Below are 15,367 nucleotides of genomic sequence, written 5' to 3'. Positions count from 1 at the left end.
AAGTGCAGATACAAAAAACCCCGCACTGGGCGGGGTTTGTTTTTGGCTGGGCTATCAGCCTCGATCGGCGCGTTCTTTAGCGATCAGGTAGTCCGCCACCTGCAGCATCAATTCCTGTCCGTTGCTCTTGCCCTTGTAACCCGGCAGAGAGGAGCTGATACGGTATTTACCGGCCACAACCACTTCCGGAGTGCCAGTCATCTTATAGGCGCGCTGGTTGGCCACACCCTGCTTAACCTTGCTGTTGATGGCGAAGGAGTTCATCAGTTTGGCGGCCTTGGCACCATCGGCACCGTGCTTATTGAACAGGGCTTCGATAGCGGCCAGGTCGGGTTTAAAGTCACGGCCTTCGCGAATCGCCAGCATCTGGCGCTGGTTGTAAATGGTATTGAACAGAGGGGTGTGCATTTTATCCAGAACGCCCATGGCATCCGCCACATAGAACAAACGGGCATGAACATCCATCACCGGCTGCCAAATTGCCGGCAGCTTCACCAAAGCGACATCACTGGGCATTTTTTCTTGCCAGCGGTCCAGAGTCGACTCGAAGTGGTAGCAGTGGGCACAGCCATACCAGAACATCTCGGTCACTTCGATCTTGTTGGCATTTTTCTGCGCTACCGCCTGTGGCAGCACCTGGTAATGTTGGCCGGCCTTAAACTCTCCGCTTTCCTTGGCGCAGGCAACAAGGCTGAACAATACAGCGAAAACCATTGTTATAGGGGCGAGCACTGCTCTCATAAGTCTTCTCCAGCTTCTATATTCGTGGTTCGAGCGCCTGATCTGGCGACATACTGTCGGGCCACTGAGGACACAATAGACAGCGCTGATTATTTAAGTTCCCCGCGCCGGGCGCAAGGCGAGGTCGCAAAGGTGGCAATACTTTACCCAATTCCCACCCCCATGCGGGAGCGTCGGACACAAAAAAGGCCGGTGTGTGACCGGCCTCTCGTTGCTGTGGCTAACCGATTTAGTCGGTCAGGCCAGCGATGTAGTTGGCAACCGCCTTGATCTCGGCATCGGAAAGCTGTTTGGCCACGGTGCGCATGGTGCGGACTTCACCATCATTGGCACGAGTGCCCGCACGGAAGGCTTTCAACTGCGCTTCAATGTACTCCGGATACTGACCGGAAAGACGCGGATAACCTGCAGGGGCATTGCCCTGGCCAGTGGGCGAGTGACAACCCATGCACGCCGGCACGCCGGTTTCCTTGTTGCCAGCGCGGTAGAGCTTGCGGCCCAGGATCAGGCTATCGACACTGTCACCGCTATTTAGCATCACCGGGAAGGCGGTAGAGCCAGTCAACTGCATTGGCTGGGAGGCGAAATAGGCGGCGATATCCTGCAGGTCTTGGTCTTTGAAACTGTCCAGCTGACCGATCATCTGCGGTATGTCGCGGGTTTTGCTCTGAATATCCTGAAGCTGCTTGTACAGGTATTTTTCACCGAGGCCGGCGATTTTTGGGAAAGCCGGCGACAGGCTGTTGCCATCAGCGCCGTGGCAGGCGGCGCACTGGGCGGCCTTAGCCTTGCCCGCAGCAGCATCGCCCGAGGCCATTGCAAAAGGTACGGCCCCCAAGCCGAAAACCAAACCGAGTGCCAGAGCAGTGTTCTTGATAATGCTGTTCATACGTCGTCCCGTTGCGCGCTGAGATATGGCGTTTCGTGTCGCCCCCGATAGTCCTGCGACGCGAAAACCGCGGCATTATATACTTGCGCGCCAAGCGAGTGTACTGAATCAACAGACTTAAACGATGCCAATTAACAAATTTGAAGCCCAACCACAGAAACTGAACTATCGTTCCATACGATTTCTCACCAGCGCCCCTACTCTGGCCGAGTGTCCGGAGGACATTGGCGCAGAGGTCGCCTTTGCCGGCCGATCCAATGCCGGTAAGTCCAGCGCCATCAATGCCCTCACCGGCAACAATAAGCTGGCGCGCACCTCCAAGACCCCCGGACGCACCCAGCTGATCAACTTTTTCAGCCTGTCAGAGGACCAGCGCCTGGTGGACCTTCCGGGTTATGGCTACGCCAAGGTCGCCCGCTCCATGAAAGACGAGTGGCAGCGCCACCTGGCCGAGTATTTGGAACAACGCACCTGTCTGCGCGGACTGGTGCTGTTGATGGATATACGCCAACCCCTCAAGGAGTTCGACCTGCATATGCTCACCTGGGCGGTAGAGGCGGGCCTGCCTGTGCATATCCTGCTCACTAAAGCGGATAAGATGAAAAATGGCCCGGCCAACAACGCCCTCTTTGCCGTGGAGAAAGCCCTTAAGGAACAGGAGCTCAGTCGCGGCGTCACCCTGCAAACCTTCTCTTCACTGAAAAAAACCGGGCTCGACAAGCTGGAGCGCAAACTGAACACCTGGCTGGCGCCTCAACCAGAGCCAACCGAACCGACTGAGGCAGAGCCCTGAGGCAAGCGCCCGGAGGGACTAATTCCGGGCACGCTCCTTCAACCTGCTCTGATTGTTGGGCAATAAGCCCAACACTCTCAATATGGCGGCAGTCGAGAAGGTCGGGGACTCCAAGACCACCGTATCAGTTCGGCTCCTCCGAGATGCTGTCCCCTGTCCGCGTCAGCGAGCGCAGCAACAGCTGACGCAGGCGCCGGCGCGCCTGGGGCGTAGCACAGTGCAGCGCCTCCGCGCAGAGAGCACGCTGTGCGAGCAGGTCCACAAGGGCATCCTCGCGAATAGAAACGGTCAGCAGGCGCGGGGACTCTTTTGGTGCCTCTGCCGGCTCTGCCTCAGTGCAACTGCAGGCTTGCCCCGCCGTGGGATACGGGTTTTTCCCCGGCAAGAAGGAGTTCCGGCTTGCCATCTCCATCCGAATAGAGTGCGCTGATACAGTCAGCGGCAAGCTGCTGTTTATCGCGATCTCCCAGCTGGCGGGCGAGAACAGAACTGGCTCCCACAAGGAGGTAATGGTGGTGTTTTTCATCTCCCTGATTCCGGTAGGCCGCCATCAACTGGGCGGCACTGTCACTAAAACGCGTCGCAGAGACGGCATAGCTGGGCCACTCGCGTGTGAGTAACATTCCAGCCACATCAAATGCGCAACCCAGATAGGGAATCGCCTCACTATGGTTCCCTTCCTCGCAAAGCATCCTGCCGCGCTCCATCCAATCCAACCACGCCTGTTCCGCACGATCAGTGTTATCGATCAACCATTGGCGGTGGTTTGCACATAGGTAACGTAAATTCACGGTAACCCCCCTGTTAGATTTAATCTAAAGATAATGAGAAACATTATCATTTGCAAGCGCATTTGTATTTGCGTGGTGCGATTTGAGATAGTCTGGGGTGTGCCAAAATCCAGGTATAAAAAAAGCCGGCAGATGGGGGCTGCCGGCTAGGGGTCAGTGCCCTTGGGGTGGGGCACTTGCCAGACGCACCCAGGGGGACGGGTACGCCTGAGGGTTCCTCTAGTATGCAAACTCTTTGCATATTGAAAGGTTAGGCTGGCAGAGATTTGTTTCCCAGCCAGTAAACACCACGATCAGAGGTCTGCGAATCCTATGCCCTTTCTCAGCCTATTTCCGGAAATAGATTCCAAAGCCAGCAATAAATCAGTGGCTATGGAAAGGGTTCGCCAGTAAAAATTTTAAGAATCCTCTTTCGTCCGGACAAAAAAAACCCCGGTTTTGGGGAATTCCGGGGTTAAAAAGCTGAACGCTTTGGGGTTAGGGAGCAACAATGATCTGTATTCTTGGATAGGGCATTTGCCCTGTTTGTTCCCATTTCTTAAGTAAATAAATGTAAACGCGGCTCGAGTGCGGGAAAGATAATGCGTGATATTCGTGGGTCGGATTCTTAAAAAATGATTGATGCGCCAAAAGCAGGCAAAACCATAAAAAAGTCGACGACTGTTTTGTCGATAAGAGGCCTTTATCGATAAAAAGTTAAAGAGTGAGCTCGCTCACCGGGCCGCAATCGTGCAGGCGTCGAATCGCTTCCGCCATCAAGGGCGCACAGTCGAGCAAGTGAAAGTTCTGCGGCAAATGTAACTGGGGCAGAGAGTTGGTCACTGCCACAGCATCCAAGGGCAGTTGTGACAAGTCCGCAAAAGCATCTCCACTAAATTGGCCGTGGCTGGCCAGCGCCAGGATACGCTGGGCTCCGGCCCGCTGCGCGGCTTCAACCGCTCGACAGAGTGTTGCGCCACTGGCGATAAGATCATCCACGATCAACACGACCGCCCCGCGCACCTCTCCCACCAGGGTGCCACCACTGATCTTCTCACCCTGGCGGTACTTCTCCACGAAGGCACTACTTACCGGACGCCCCAGGCGCTCACTCAGTGTCTCGCGCAATTTCTCTGCGCGTTTTATCCCCCCCTCATCTGGGGACAAAACCACCAGGGGCCGCGGCTCCGTCTTCAGTCGGCCCAGCGCAAACTCCAATAACAAAGGCTCCGATAGTAAATGCAGGGTGCGGCAACGAAAGGCATTCTCATAGGCAGACAGGTTGTGGGCATCGAGGGTCACTACCACCTGAGTACCCACGGCCTCCAAGAGGCTGGCCAAATAGCGGGTCGGAAGAGGATCATGTAACTTGGTGCGTCGATCTTTGCGCCCATAACAGAGGTAGGGCATTACCGCGGTAATACGCGCGGCACCGGCATCGCGTAAAGCGCCGATAAAAAACAAACAGCGCAACAGTTTTTCATCGACACTGCTGTATTGCTCCCTGTGCAGGGATTGCACCAGGAAGACATCCGCTCCCTCGACATCATCCAGGGGGCGCACCTTGTGCTCACCATCGGCAAAGCAGCGCTCCTCATGCCGGGCCAGAGGTTCACCCAGGGCCGCAGCCACGCGACCGGCAAAGTCGGCGCCGGCATCCAAACTGAATAGCTTCAATCTACTCATAGCAGGCTCGCGCGAAACCAGCGCACAGTCATACGCACCACTTCATCCATGGCTCCAGGCTCCTCAAATAAATGGCCGGCATGGGGTATCAGATGTAAACGGGGCTCGTTGACCATATGCTGGAGCGCTTCTTTATTCAACTCCAGTACCTGCTTGTCATCGCCGCCCACCAGCAGCAGTGTGGGCGCCTTGACCAGAGGCAGGTCCGACCCGGCCAGATCCGGTCTGCCGCCCCGTGAAACCACCGCGCCTACCAAAGATGGTCGCTCGGCGGCGGCGATTAGCGCTGCCGCAGCCCCGGTGCTGGCTCCGAACAAGCCGATATGCAGAGCCCGGGTAGTTTCCCCCTGCGCCGCCCAATCGATCACTTCCACCAGGCGCCGGGCACTCAGGTCGATATCGAAGCGATATTCACTGGTGGCTTCGTCCGCGCGGCTCTCTTCCTCGCTGAGCAGGTCGAATAGCAGTGTGGCAAATCCCGCATCGTTCAGACGTTTGGCCACGGCAATATTGCGCGGACTAGCGCGGTTACTGCCGCTGCCATGAGCAAAGATCACCAGTGCACGCGACTCTTGAGGCAGCGTGAGAGACGCCTGCAGGGTTTTATGCTCCGCTGCCAACGCAATAGTTTTGCTCTGCATCAATGGTCCTCAAGACAGACAGGCGCTGGTGGCGATTGATAATCCTAGCCGCCAAGACGGTATGTCATACGAATGTATTCTCTGTAGTGCTCAGACTAGACCAGATGAGCGCCAAGGGGTCTGCGTGAGTAGCTTGTGTCACTTAAACCATGAAAAGCGTGCGCTGTGGAAGGGGAGTGAGCGAAAGACAAAAAAAATGCCCCGGACTTGGGGGAGTTCCGGGGCAAACATCTGACTTCCTTGGGGGATGATGACGCATTCCAACGATCTTGCCTTTTTAGAGGGGCTGTCGCCGGAACAGTTCCACGGTTTTCCGCAAAGAATGTAAAAACGCCGACTAAAACACGCTTATTGGCGCTTATTTCATTAAACAGGCGCCCATTAAGCCTTCTTGTACCTACGTCCCTAAGTCAGCCCCACCTGAACGTTAATGAGTGCGCCAAAGACGCTTTACGAAAAAGCTCAATGCGCTTCATCCCAGTTCTTGCCACGCCCCAGATCGACAATCAGAGGAACATGCAGCTTGGCCGCGCCCTGCATAATCTCCTGTACGCCGCCGGCCACCGTCTCGACTTCATCCTTGGGCACTTCGAGCACCAATTCATCGTGTACCTGCATAATCAGTTTCGTCGACAGTTTCTGCTCTTTAAGCCAGGCATCCACAGCAATCATGGCGCGCTTGATAATATCTGCGGCGGTGCCCTGCATAGGCGCATTGATGGCGGTGCGCTCGGCCGCTTGACGCTGCATGCCGTTGCGCGAGTTGATCTCAGGCAGATACAGGCGGCGGCCAAATAGGGTTTCTACGTAGCCCTTTTCCGCCGCCTGCTTGCGGGTATCCTCCATATAGCGCAACACACCAGGATAGCGCTCAAAGTAGCGGTCGATATAGGTCTGGGCATCGGCACGCGGGATATCCAACTGCTTGGCCAGGCCAAATGCAGACATACCGTAAATCAGACCGAAGTTGATGGCCTTAGCGCGGCGGCGCTGCTCATCACTGACGGCATCCAACGCTACTTCAAAGACTTCGGCAGCAGTGGCGCGGTGGATGTCGGCGCCATGGGCGAAGGCATCCACTAAGCCCTTATCTCCAGACAAGTGCGCCATAATGCGCAGCTCAATTTGTGAATAGTCCGCAGCAATAATTTCACTACCGCCATTAATGCGCGGGTCCGCAGTAAAGGCGCGGCGGATGCGGCGGCCCTCCTCGGTGCGGATGGGAATGTTTTGCAGGTTGGGATCACTGGAAGACAGGCGACCAGTGGCGGCCACCGCCTGGTGATAAGAGGTATGCACCCGTCCGCTGCTGGGGTCGATCATTTTCGGCAGCTTATCGGTGTAGGTATTCTTCAATTTGGCCAGGCCGCGGTACTGCATGATCAGCGCCGGTAGCTCGTGGTTGTGGGCCAGTTCCTGCAGCACCGCTTCGGCGGTGGATGGCGCCCCCTTGGGGGTTTTCTTGATCACCGGAATCTGCAGTTTCTCAAACAGAATGACTCCCAGCTGCTTGGTGGAACCCAGGTTGAATTCCTCGCCGGCCACCTCGTAGGCCTTTTGCTCCAGCTCGCGCATCTTCTGCTCGAGCTCGGCACTCTGCTCAGAGAGCATTTTCGCATCGATATAGGCACCGTTGCGCTCCATGCGCGCGAGCACCGGCAGCAGCGGCATTTCGATGTCATCCAGCACCTCCTGCAAGCTTCGCTCCCGTTGCAGGCGCGCGCTCAACTCATTGTGCAGACGCAGTGTGATATCCGCATCTTCAGCGGCATAGGGGCCGGCTTTATCCAGCTCAATCTGGTTGAAGGTAAGCTGCTTGGCGCCTTTACCAGCGATATCCTCGAAATGTACCGTGTGCTCGCCCAGGTATTTAAGTGCCAGGCTGTCCATATCGTGTCGACTGCCGGTGCTGTCTAATACGTAGGATTCCAGCATGGTGTCCCGCGCGATACCGCGCAGCGCAATGCCGTAGCTGGCCAGGATATGGCTGTCGTACTTGAGGTTTTGCCCAACCTTCTTCTGCTTGTCGTCTTCCAGCAGAGGTTTCAGCTTGGCGAGAACCTCATCGAAGGGCAGCTGCTCGGGTGCGCCCATATAATCGTGAGCCAAGGGCACATAGGCGGCGCGGTAGGGCTCTACCGCGAAAGACACCCCCACCAGCTTTGCCTGCATATAGTTGAGGCTGGTGGTCTCGGTATCGAAAGCAAAGATCTCTGATGCCTTAAGCTGCTCAAGCCAAGTGTCGAATTCTGCCATCTCGGTGACGATGACGTAGTCCCGCTCAACGGCCTCGGCCATCGCCTCTTCGGACTCTTCACTGGTCAGTTCTTCCAGCCAGCCGCGGAATTCATTCTGAGTGAACAGCTCTATCAATGCCTCGTTATTGGGCTGCGCGTTATGCAGCTCCTGCGGGTGATAGGGCATCTCCACATCGGTCTTAATGGTGGCCAGTTTATAGGAGAGTTCCGCCGCCTCGCGGTGTTCGGCCATCTTCTTACCGAGGGTCTTGGCACCGCGGAATCCCAGCGGCGCAATGGCATCCAGGTCTGCGTAGATATTCTCGAGACTGCCCAGATTTTGCAGCAGCGCCAGAGCGGTCTTTTCACCTACCCCCGGGACACCGGGAATATTGTCGGACTTGTCCCCCATCAAGGCGAGGAAGTCGATAATCAACTCCGGCCCCACGCCGAATTTTTTCACCACCCCCTCGCTGTCCATCTCAGTATTGGACATGGTATTGACCAGAGTGACGCCAGGGCACACCAGCTGCGCCATATCTTTATCGCCAGTGGAGATAATCACTTCCTGGCCCTGACGCTGGGCTTCCAGGGCCAGGGTGCCGATCACATCGTCCGCTTCGACCCCATCCACCACCAGACGCGGCAGCCCCATGGCATCGATAATGTCATGGATCGGCTGAATTTGTTCGCGCAGGTCATCGGGCATCGGCGGGCGATGGGACTTGTACTCGGCAAACATTTCATCGCGGAAGGTTTTGCCCTTGGCATCAAACACCACTACCACCGGGCTGTGCGGATGCTCCTTCAAATGGCGGCGCAGCATGCTGATGACACCGCGCACCGCGCCGGTGGGTTTGCCCTGGCTGGTAGTCAGCGGTGGCAGAGCGTGAAAAGCGCGATACAGGTAGGAGGAGCCATCCACCAGGATCAGCGGGGCGGCGGGGGAGCTTTGTTTAGTCATAAATCTCGGGATTCTGTTGTTGGTCCTGTCGGGCGCTCGCAGCGCTGGATTGGCCGATAGGATACCCCCCTTTACACAGTTTTTCCGCTCGCTGCCGTGAGACAAAACATTTACCGCCGCCACAGATCCTTGCGGCAAAGCCAACTCACCTCGACGCTGGGTCGACAACAATCGACGCAGTAACCTCACCAAATGCTCAGGCTTGTCTAGTCTTGCCGGTAGCGACTTTTACTAATCGCCAACTCCCCGGAAACAAATGCCATTCGCCGCCCACAGGTGGCACAGGGTCTTTTGTTTCCGCAAAAAGTTACCCACGAGCGTTAAGGAAGGATTCTTATTATGAGAGGAGTGATGTACGCCGCCCTGCTATTTGCCGCCCCCGTTTTGGCAACGCCGGTAGCCGCGGTCTCCGCCTGTCAGACGGAAAAGACTCAGGAAACTGCCTCCACTACAGCGGGACATGCGCAGGCGCCAGGTCACGAGCTGATGTTGGAGGAAGCTACCAGGGAGCAGAGCGAAGTCTTGTTTCAACGCCAGATGCGCCACCTGGAAAAAATGCGGCGCAAGGCCGAGCGTGATTCGGTGCGAGCGGAAAAACTTCAGCAGTTAAAGAATAAATCCGGTACTGCCGGTTAATTGCTTTACCCATGATTCTGGCCCGATCTCCCTGCCATCGGGCCATCTTTCCCTTCCTTTTCAAGTTCGGTTCAGGTCGAATCACACTCCTGGGGATTTATAAATTCACTGCTCACTTTGATCGGCTTGATCAGATATCTCACTGAGACAGCCGCGCGCCTGTGCCAATAAGGACTCAATCAAATCGAGATAGCGGGCATCGGGCCCCAGTTGTTCGCCTAGAGGGTCCAACGCGGCATACTCCAGCCCCAGGTGCTCCGCCAGCTGTCGGTCGCGGGTATTTTCAGGGACTTCTCCAAACAGGCAACCCCGCCCCACCCCGCTGAGGTCCAACATGGCGCGAGCGCCATGACCGCCACCGCTACTGTTCCCCAAAGCGCGGGTTTCCACCCCTGCGGAACCAAAGAAATGCCCGTAAGCATCATGGGTCACCACTATGGGGACATCGCGGTATGCCCACAGGGCCCGGTCCAATACTTTCTGCAAACTGGCCATAGATTGAGAAAAATCTCGCGCACGACTGCGGTACAGCTCGGCCTGCTGCGGCTGTAACTGCGCCAGGCGCTCGGCAATCAGAGCCCCAGCCAATGCCGCGTTGCGCGGGCGCAACCATAAATGGGGATCAGTAGCGTTGGCCCCCTGGTACTCATACTCGGTTGCGCCCAATAACTGCAGCTGCCTCTCTTCGGATAAAGAATTCACCTGTCCGGCCAGCAGCCCCTCCATCTGCGGCCCCAACCAAATCATTAGTAGGGACCGTTCCAGACGTGCCCGGTCAGAAACACTGGGGGCGTAATGATGGGGATCAGCCCCCTGGATAAGCACATGCACCGGCAGATTATCACCGGCAATTTCCCGAGCAATCAGCGCCAGCGGGCGCACGCTCACCACTAGCTCCGTACGTTCGACGGGCTGCGGTTTGCCACAGGCCAACAGGCTAAGGCAGAGCAACAACAGGGCAAAAAAGGAGAAAACACGCGAAGAGGGGGACATGGGAGACATTTGGCGACGTAAAACTGCGATATAATCACAACCGGCTTCGCGCCGCCAGTCCGACTGGCTGCAGGCTCTCTCGTCGAGCCCTCGCAAGGAAGCTATATACATACGGATTTTCACGCCCGCCCTGGAGATTTTGCCCTGAGCCCTTCCCCGCCGCTAATTACTGCCGACTGCGTCGCGCTGCAACTCGCTGGCCGGCAACTACTTCGGGACATCTCCGTGGAGTTGACTCAGGGAGAGATCGTTACACTGATCGGCCCCAATGGCGCCGGTAAGACCACCCTACTGCGACTGTTATTGGGCTTGACCAAACCTACGAGTGGCACTGTCTGGCGCCAACCGGGCTTGCGAATAGGCTATATGCCGCAGCGTCTGCATATCGACAACTCCATGCCGATGTCTGTGCAGCGCTTCCTGCAACTGGGGCAACCGGGAGTAAAGGCTGCCCAAGCCCAGGCCGCACTGGATAGAGTGGGTGCCGGGCAGTTGTTACAGGCCAGCCTGGCAAATCTCTCCGGCGGAGAGATGCAAAGAGTTCTGCTCGCCCGAGCCGCCTCCCGCAAACCGCAATTACTCGTGCTGGATGAGCCCACTCAGGGCGTCGATGTGGGCGGGCAAAGCGAGCTGTACCAGTTGATTGCCACCCTGCGCGATGAGTTGGGCTGCGGGGTGTTGCTGGTATCTCACGATTTACATCTGGTAATGGCTGCCACCGATAAGGTGCTGTGTCTCAACCAGCATATCTGCTGTCACGGCCACCCGGAACAGGTGAGCAGAGATCCCGCCTACCTGGCGCTCTTTGGCGACAAAGTGGCACCCTATACCCACCAGCACAACCACCAGCACAAACTAAGTGGCGACATCGCCGGCGAGTGCAACCACAATCACTCGGATACAGAGTCGAGTGGCAAAAATAGAGAGCAACAATAAGTGGTCGAGTTCGGCGAATTACTGCACAGCCAATTTCTCTGGTATGCCCTGGGCGCCGGTCTGTTGGTGGCTCTAGTTAGCGGTCCACTAGGCTGTTTTGCCGTCTGGCGGCGCATGGCCTACTTCGGTGACACACTGGCACACTCAGCCCTGCTCGGCGTCACTCTAGGCTTTGTACTGCATATCATGCCCACCCTCGCCGTTGGTGCAACCTGCTGTTTGCTGGCGATTCTGCTGGTGTACCTGCAGCGCAGGCAGAAATTAGCCGTGGATACCTTATTGGGTATTCTCTCCCACTCGATGCTGGCACTCGGTATCGTGACAGTCAGCCTGTTCGAAATTAAGGTGGACTTACTCTCCCTGTTACTCGGCGACTTGCTCGCCGTCGGCAGCCAAGACCTGGTGCTGATGTCTATTACCGCAGTGGGCATCCTCGCCCTGCTCTATTGGCTTTGGGAAAAACTATTGGCGTTCACACTACACGAGGAGCTGGCCTCAGTAGAGGGTGTGCCGGTAGAGAGAGTTCGTATGGCGCTCATGCTGATGTTGGCCCTGCTAATTGCCATCGCCATGAAAGTGGTTGGTGTGTTGCTGATCACCGCCCTGCTGATAATTCCCGCCGCCGCCGCGCGCAGGCTCTCGCACACCCCGGAACAAATGGCTATATTGGCATCCCTGATCGGCTGCCTCGCCGTAGTATTCGGCTTGCTCGCCTCTATTTTATGGGACACCCCTGCAGGCCCATCTATTGTCCTCGCAGCCGCGGTGTTTTTTCTCTGTAGCCAGCTGCGTCCACTACAGAATGACTAGCTTACTTTTAAGCAGTATTTGATCCCTGCTTACCATTTCCAAAGCACCGCCATTAACTGGTTTGGCGTTTATTTCATTAAAAAAAAGCGACCCACTTCACCCATTCATCGACAGGGCCAGTGGCCAGCTCTGAGCTAATTGTTTCAGTTTTCCGCCATTGCTAGTGTTGCTCGACGACCAGCCAATTTGGGCCAGTCACGGACTATGAAAATAAAAAAGTTGAGCAAGAAACATGGAAAAATTCACTCTCCGTCGCAATGTGTTGGCTTCAGCCATTTTGGCTGCGGCCGCAACAACAACCCCACAAGCTCTTTTCGCCGCCGAGGAAGGCGCAATTGAAGAGATCACCGTTGTGGGCTCCCGAATCAGCCGCAACTCTGAATTTGAAAACGCTACCCCGATCCAGGTAATGGACCGCGAAAGCATCGAGAAATCCGGTTATACCAATCTACAGCAGCTGTTTGAGAAAAATCCCGCCGCCGGTAACGGCACCTTCTCCACCCGCGGCAACAACCAGGATTCCACCGCCAATGGTGCTGCTGCGGTGAGTTTGCGCGGTATGGGTGCCGATGCCACGCTGGTATTGGTTAATGGCCGCCGTGTTGCTATCAGCGCCTTTGCTGAGGGAATTACCACTAACTTCGTCGATATCAACAGCATTCCATTGGCTGCAGTTGAGCGTGTAGAAGTTCTAAAAGATGGTGCCTCCGCCATTTACGGCTCTGATGCGGTAGCCGGTGTGGTTAATCTGGTGCTACGCAAGGATTTCGAAGGCACTGAAGTATCGATGGACTACGGCAGTGCAGATGGCTATGACGAGCAATCATTCTCGGCTGTTTGGGGCATAAATGGGGAAAACTCCAATTTCACCGTTATTTTTGATCACCATAAAAACAGTCGCCTTTCCAGTACAGAGCGCAGCGGTCTGGATACCGCCAACCAAACCAGCCGAGGTGGTGAAAACTTCCGCTCAGCTCGCGGCTTCCCTGGAACTTTCATCTTACCAATGGCAACCAAAACGACGCCAGATTCCAGTTGCCCTGAGGACCGTATAGCAGTCCTCAGTGTTGGTCCTGTGTGTAGCTATGATTACGGCCCCTGGACCCTGATCACACCCGAAGCGGAACGCACTGGATTATTAATGCTGGGTCATAAACAATTAACTGAAAACGTTGAATTCTTTAGTGAAGTTGCCATTCAACACAACACCTCTGTAGCTCAAGGTGCGCCTACGCCTCTAGATACAGAAGCGGGCCTCTATGTGCCAGTAGACCACCCAAATAACCCTTATGGCGAAGAGGTTAATATCGCCTTTTACCGCACAGTAGATGCAGGAGCGCGTCAATGGAGCATAGAAACCGATAACCTGCGTGGTGTTTTCGGCTTGCGAGGTTCTATCGCCAATTGGGGCTGGGAAGCATCTGTACAGCGCTCACGCAGCGAGTCTAAACAGACAGGAAGTAAGTCCCAAGGTTGGGTACGCACCGACCTGCTCCAAGAGCAGATTAATGCCGGTAATTACAATCCCTTTGGCGGCGTACAAAATCCGGACTCAGTGATTGATGCCATCACCACCAATCTAGTCCGCCAGGGCAAGTCTGAACTGACTAGCTACGATTTCTCAGTCAATGGAGATTTGATCGATACTCCTTATGGCACCATTGCTATGGCTACTGGTTTGGAGTATCGCGAGGAAAAAGCTTCCGATTCTCCAGATGACCAATTCCAGCGCGGGCTAATATTTGGCACTGAGTCTGTGTCCGCCAGCGCCAGCCGTGATATCTCCTCGGCTTATGTCGAAGTAGCCATCCCCCTTCCCGCTAGGTTCGACCTCACATTGGCCGCTCGCTACGACGATTACAGTGACTTTGGCAGTACCACTAATCCCATGGCCAAACTGCTGTGGAGCGCCACTGATCAATTATCTCTGCGTGCATCCTGGGGCACCGGCTTCCGTGCACCTTCTCTTGCACAGATAGGTCTAGGTGACTCACAAGAATCCGTATTCTTTGCAGATACTTATGGCTGTGAAGCTAATGGCATTGAAGATTGTGGCAAGCTTGATTACACAATTATCTACTCAGAAAACCCAAACCTCGATGCAGAAGAGTCCGAGTCCTACAATATAGGTGCCATTTACGAACCTATTGAGGGCCTACAACTGTCTTTGGACTATTGGAATATCACTCAGGAAGGCAAAATTGATGACGTTCCATATGGCTATGTCTACAACCTTCATTGTAACGATCAGAACAGCAGTATCTGCCTTCGTGATACACCACTTCAAGGTCAATCTTTAGGATCACTACAGTCTATACGGAACGGTTTTACCAATATAGGCGAACAAGAAGTATCCGGAGTAGATCTAACTATTCTTTACGATGGCTTAGAGCTGGCCAGTGGTGAGATTGGCTTACGTCTGGATTATTCTTACCTGGCAGAATTCGAGCGTGTTGAACTGGATTCCACTGGTGAAAAATTTATTACCCGTGACCAAGCTGGAGAATACGAGTATCCACAGCATCGCTGGAACGCTACTGCCGATTGGACTTTTGACACCTTTAGTTTTAGTGCAGGACTCAGCTATATTGGAGAATTTGAAGATACACCGGATATAGACTTCGATGGTAATCTCGACTATGAAAGCCACAGCACTCGTACTGTTGATTCTTTCGTGACCATGAATATGCAAGCACGCTATATCGGTTTCGAAAATATGGTTTTAAGTCTCGGTGCGGACAATATCTTCGATGAAGAACCGCCCTTTGCAATAGGTGATGGCGATACCGATCTTTATGGCTATGTAGAATCACAGCACGACCCTCGCGGTCGTTTTATCTACGGAAAAATGACCTATAACTTCTAGGTAAGTAGCCTTCAACCAAAAAGGGAAGCCAATGGCTTCCCTTGTCCATTTAGAGATCTAAAAATTACCTTACCGATTTATTTCTTTTGGATCGATTTCTAACTGGTTCATAGCCCGCTTTATGGAACTCATAGACCGTCAATACTACCCCCACAACCAGACAGATAAACACACCAATCCCTATCATCAAAATCAAAGAATCAGACATAATAATCATCTTCTTGCTAGCAAGGCAGAAACTTTAAAATAGATACCAATTGATAGAATACTGGGAACCCACAGAGCAGTAAAAACACCTTGCTCCTTGTATCCGTTAAACCACAAGTATCCAGATAAGCAAAAAGAGATCAAAGCGGCCAATAAAATAAAGAAGTCGGAAGCCTTTAACATTGAATTAACCATCAA

12 protein-coding genes are annotated in these 15,367 nt (G+C 54.7%); 5 read left to right on the top strand and 7 right to left on the bottom strand.

Translation table 11 applies throughout. The annotated features are described in order from the left end of the window. Window positions 1–54: 54 nt before the first annotated feature. Both FIU95_RS00330 and FIU95_RS00325 read right to left on the bottom strand, forming a co-directional pair. Entirely contained in the window at window positions 55–741 is a 687-nt protein-coding gene (locus FIU95_RS00330; RefSeq protein WP_152450399.1) for a thiol:disulfide interchange protein DsbA/DsbL, read from the bottom strand. 229 nt (window positions 742–970) lie between these two features. Beyond that, a complete protein-coding gene (locus tag FIU95_RS00325; protein ID WP_152450397.1) occupies window positions 971–1,630 on the bottom strand; it encodes a c-type cytochrome in 660 nt (219 codons plus the stop codon). A gap of 124 nt (window positions 1,631–1,754) precedes the next feature. Here FIU95_RS00325 and yihA point away from each other — a divergent pair, with 124 nt between their 5' ends. Next, a complete protein-coding gene (gene yihA / locus FIU95_RS00320; RefSeq protein ID WP_152450395.1) occupies window positions 1,755–2,423 on the top strand; it encodes a ribosome biogenesis GTP-binding protein YihA/YsxC in 669 nt (222 codons plus the stop codon). 332 nt (window positions 2,424–2,755) lie between these two features. Here yihA and FIU95_RS00315 read toward each other — a convergent pair whose 3' ends face one another. From FIU95_RS00315 to polA, 4 genes are all read right to left on the bottom strand, one after another. Next, a complete protein-coding gene (locus FIU95_RS00315) occupies window positions 2,756–3,214 on the bottom strand; it encodes a hypothetical protein (RefSeq protein WP_152450393.1) in 459 nt (152 codons plus the stop codon). A gap of 696 nt (window positions 3,215–3,910) precedes the next feature. Next, complete coding sequence (locus tag FIU95_RS00310; RefSeq protein ID WP_152450390.1) at window positions 3,911–4,879, bottom strand: ribose-phosphate pyrophosphokinase; 969 nt, start codon at window positions 4,877–4,879, stop codon at window positions 3,911–3,913. Continuing rightward, complete coding sequence (locus FIU95_RS00305; protein WP_152450388.1) at window positions 4,876–5,520, bottom strand: dienelactone hydrolase family protein; 645 nt, start codon at window positions 5,518–5,520, stop codon at window positions 4,876–4,878. Before FIU95_RS00305 ends, FIU95_RS00310 begins: the two co-directional genes overlap by 4 nt. A gap of 462 nt (window positions 5,521–5,982) precedes the next feature. Next, window positions 5,983–8,721: a DNA polymerase I gene (gene polA, locus FIU95_RS00300; RefSeq protein ID WP_152450386.1), complete on the bottom strand. Its 2,739-nt coding sequence runs from the start codon at window positions 8,719–8,721 to the stop codon at window positions 5,983–5,985. 339 nt (window positions 8,722–9,060) lie between these two features. Between polA and FIU95_RS00295 the strand changes: the two genes are divergently transcribed. Further along, window positions 9,061–9,357 carry a hypothetical protein gene (locus FIU95_RS00295; RefSeq protein ID WP_152450384.1) on the top strand — a complete coding sequence of 99 codons (297 nt, stop codon included), beginning with the start codon at window positions 9,061–9,063 and terminating at the stop codon, window positions 9,355–9,357. Window positions 9,358–9,462: 105 nt separating this feature from the next. Here FIU95_RS00295 and FIU95_RS00290 read toward each other — a convergent pair whose 3' ends face one another. After that, window positions 9,463–10,461, bottom strand: coding sequence for a metal ABC transporter substrate-binding protein (locus tag FIU95_RS00290; RefSeq protein WP_253868773.1), 999 nt, complete (start codon window positions 10,459–10,461; stop codon window positions 9,463–9,465). A 33-nt stretch (window positions 10,462–10,494) separates the two neighbouring features. Between FIU95_RS00290 and znuC the strand changes: the two genes are divergently transcribed. The 3 genes from znuC (at window position 10,495) to FIU95_RS00275 (ending at window position 14,962) form a co-directional block, all read left to right on the top strand. Further along, a complete protein-coding gene (znuC, locus tag FIU95_RS00285; protein ID WP_152450382.1) occupies window positions 10,495–11,286 on the top strand; it encodes a zinc ABC transporter ATP-binding protein ZnuC in 792 nt (263 codons plus the stop codon). After that, complete coding sequence (gene znuB / locus FIU95_RS00280; protein ID WP_152450380.1) at window positions 11,287–12,096, top strand: zinc ABC transporter permease subunit ZnuB; 810 nt, start codon at window positions 11,287–11,289, stop codon at window positions 12,094–12,096. It abuts the gene before it with no gap. A 232-nt stretch (window positions 12,097–12,328) separates the two neighbouring features. Beyond that, complete coding sequence (locus tag FIU95_RS00275) at window positions 12,329–14,962, top strand: TonB-dependent receptor (RefSeq protein WP_152450378.1); 2,634 nt, start codon at window positions 12,329–12,331, stop codon at window positions 14,960–14,962. Window positions 14,963–15,367 lie beyond the last annotated feature (405 nt).

It is taken from the genome of Microbulbifer sp. THAF38 (assembly GCF_009363535.1).
GTDB lineage: Bacteria > Pseudomonadota > Gammaproteobacteria > Pseudomonadales > Cellvibrionaceae > Microbulbifer.
Note: the sequence above shows the minus strand (reverse complement) of the source record. Positions and strands in the feature narration are given on the sequence as shown.

Bases quoted from the DNA above. Each gene is read 5' to 3' on its own strand.
- FIU95_RS00290 (WP_253868773.1), bottom strand. From the start codon at position 10,461: ATGTATATAGCTTCCTTGCGAGGGCTCGACGAGAGAGCCTGCAGCCAG.
- FIU95_RS00295 (WP_152450384.1), top strand. From the start codon at position 9,061: ATGAGAGGAGTGATGTACGCCGCCCTGCTATTTGCCGCCCCCGTTTTG.
- FIU95_RS00330 (WP_152450399.1), bottom strand. From the start codon at position 741: ATGAGAGCAGTGCTCGCCCCTATAACAATGGTTTTCGCTGTATTGTTC.
- FIU95_RS00305 (WP_152450388.1), bottom strand. From the start codon at position 5,520: ATGCAGAGCAAAACTATTGCGTTGGCAGCGGAGCATAAAACCCTGCAG.
- FIU95_RS00325 (WP_152450397.1), bottom strand. From the start codon at position 1,630: ATGAACAGCATTATCAAGAACACTGCTCTGGCACTCGGTTTGGTTTTC.
- polA (WP_152450386.1), bottom strand. From the start codon at position 8,721: ATGACTAAACAAAGCTCCCCCGCCGCCCCGCTGATCCTGGTGGATGGC.
- FIU95_RS00275 (WP_152450378.1), top strand. From the start codon at position 12,329: ATGGAAAAATTCACTCTCCGTCGCAATGTGTTGGCTTCAGCCATTTTG.
- yihA (WP_152450395.1), top strand. From the start codon at position 1,755: ATGCCAATTAACAAATTTGAAGCCCAACCACAGAAACTGAACTATCGT.
- FIU95_RS00310 (WP_152450390.1), bottom strand. From the start codon at position 4,879: ATGAGTAGATTGAAGCTATTCAGTTTGGATGCCGGCGCCGACTTTGCC.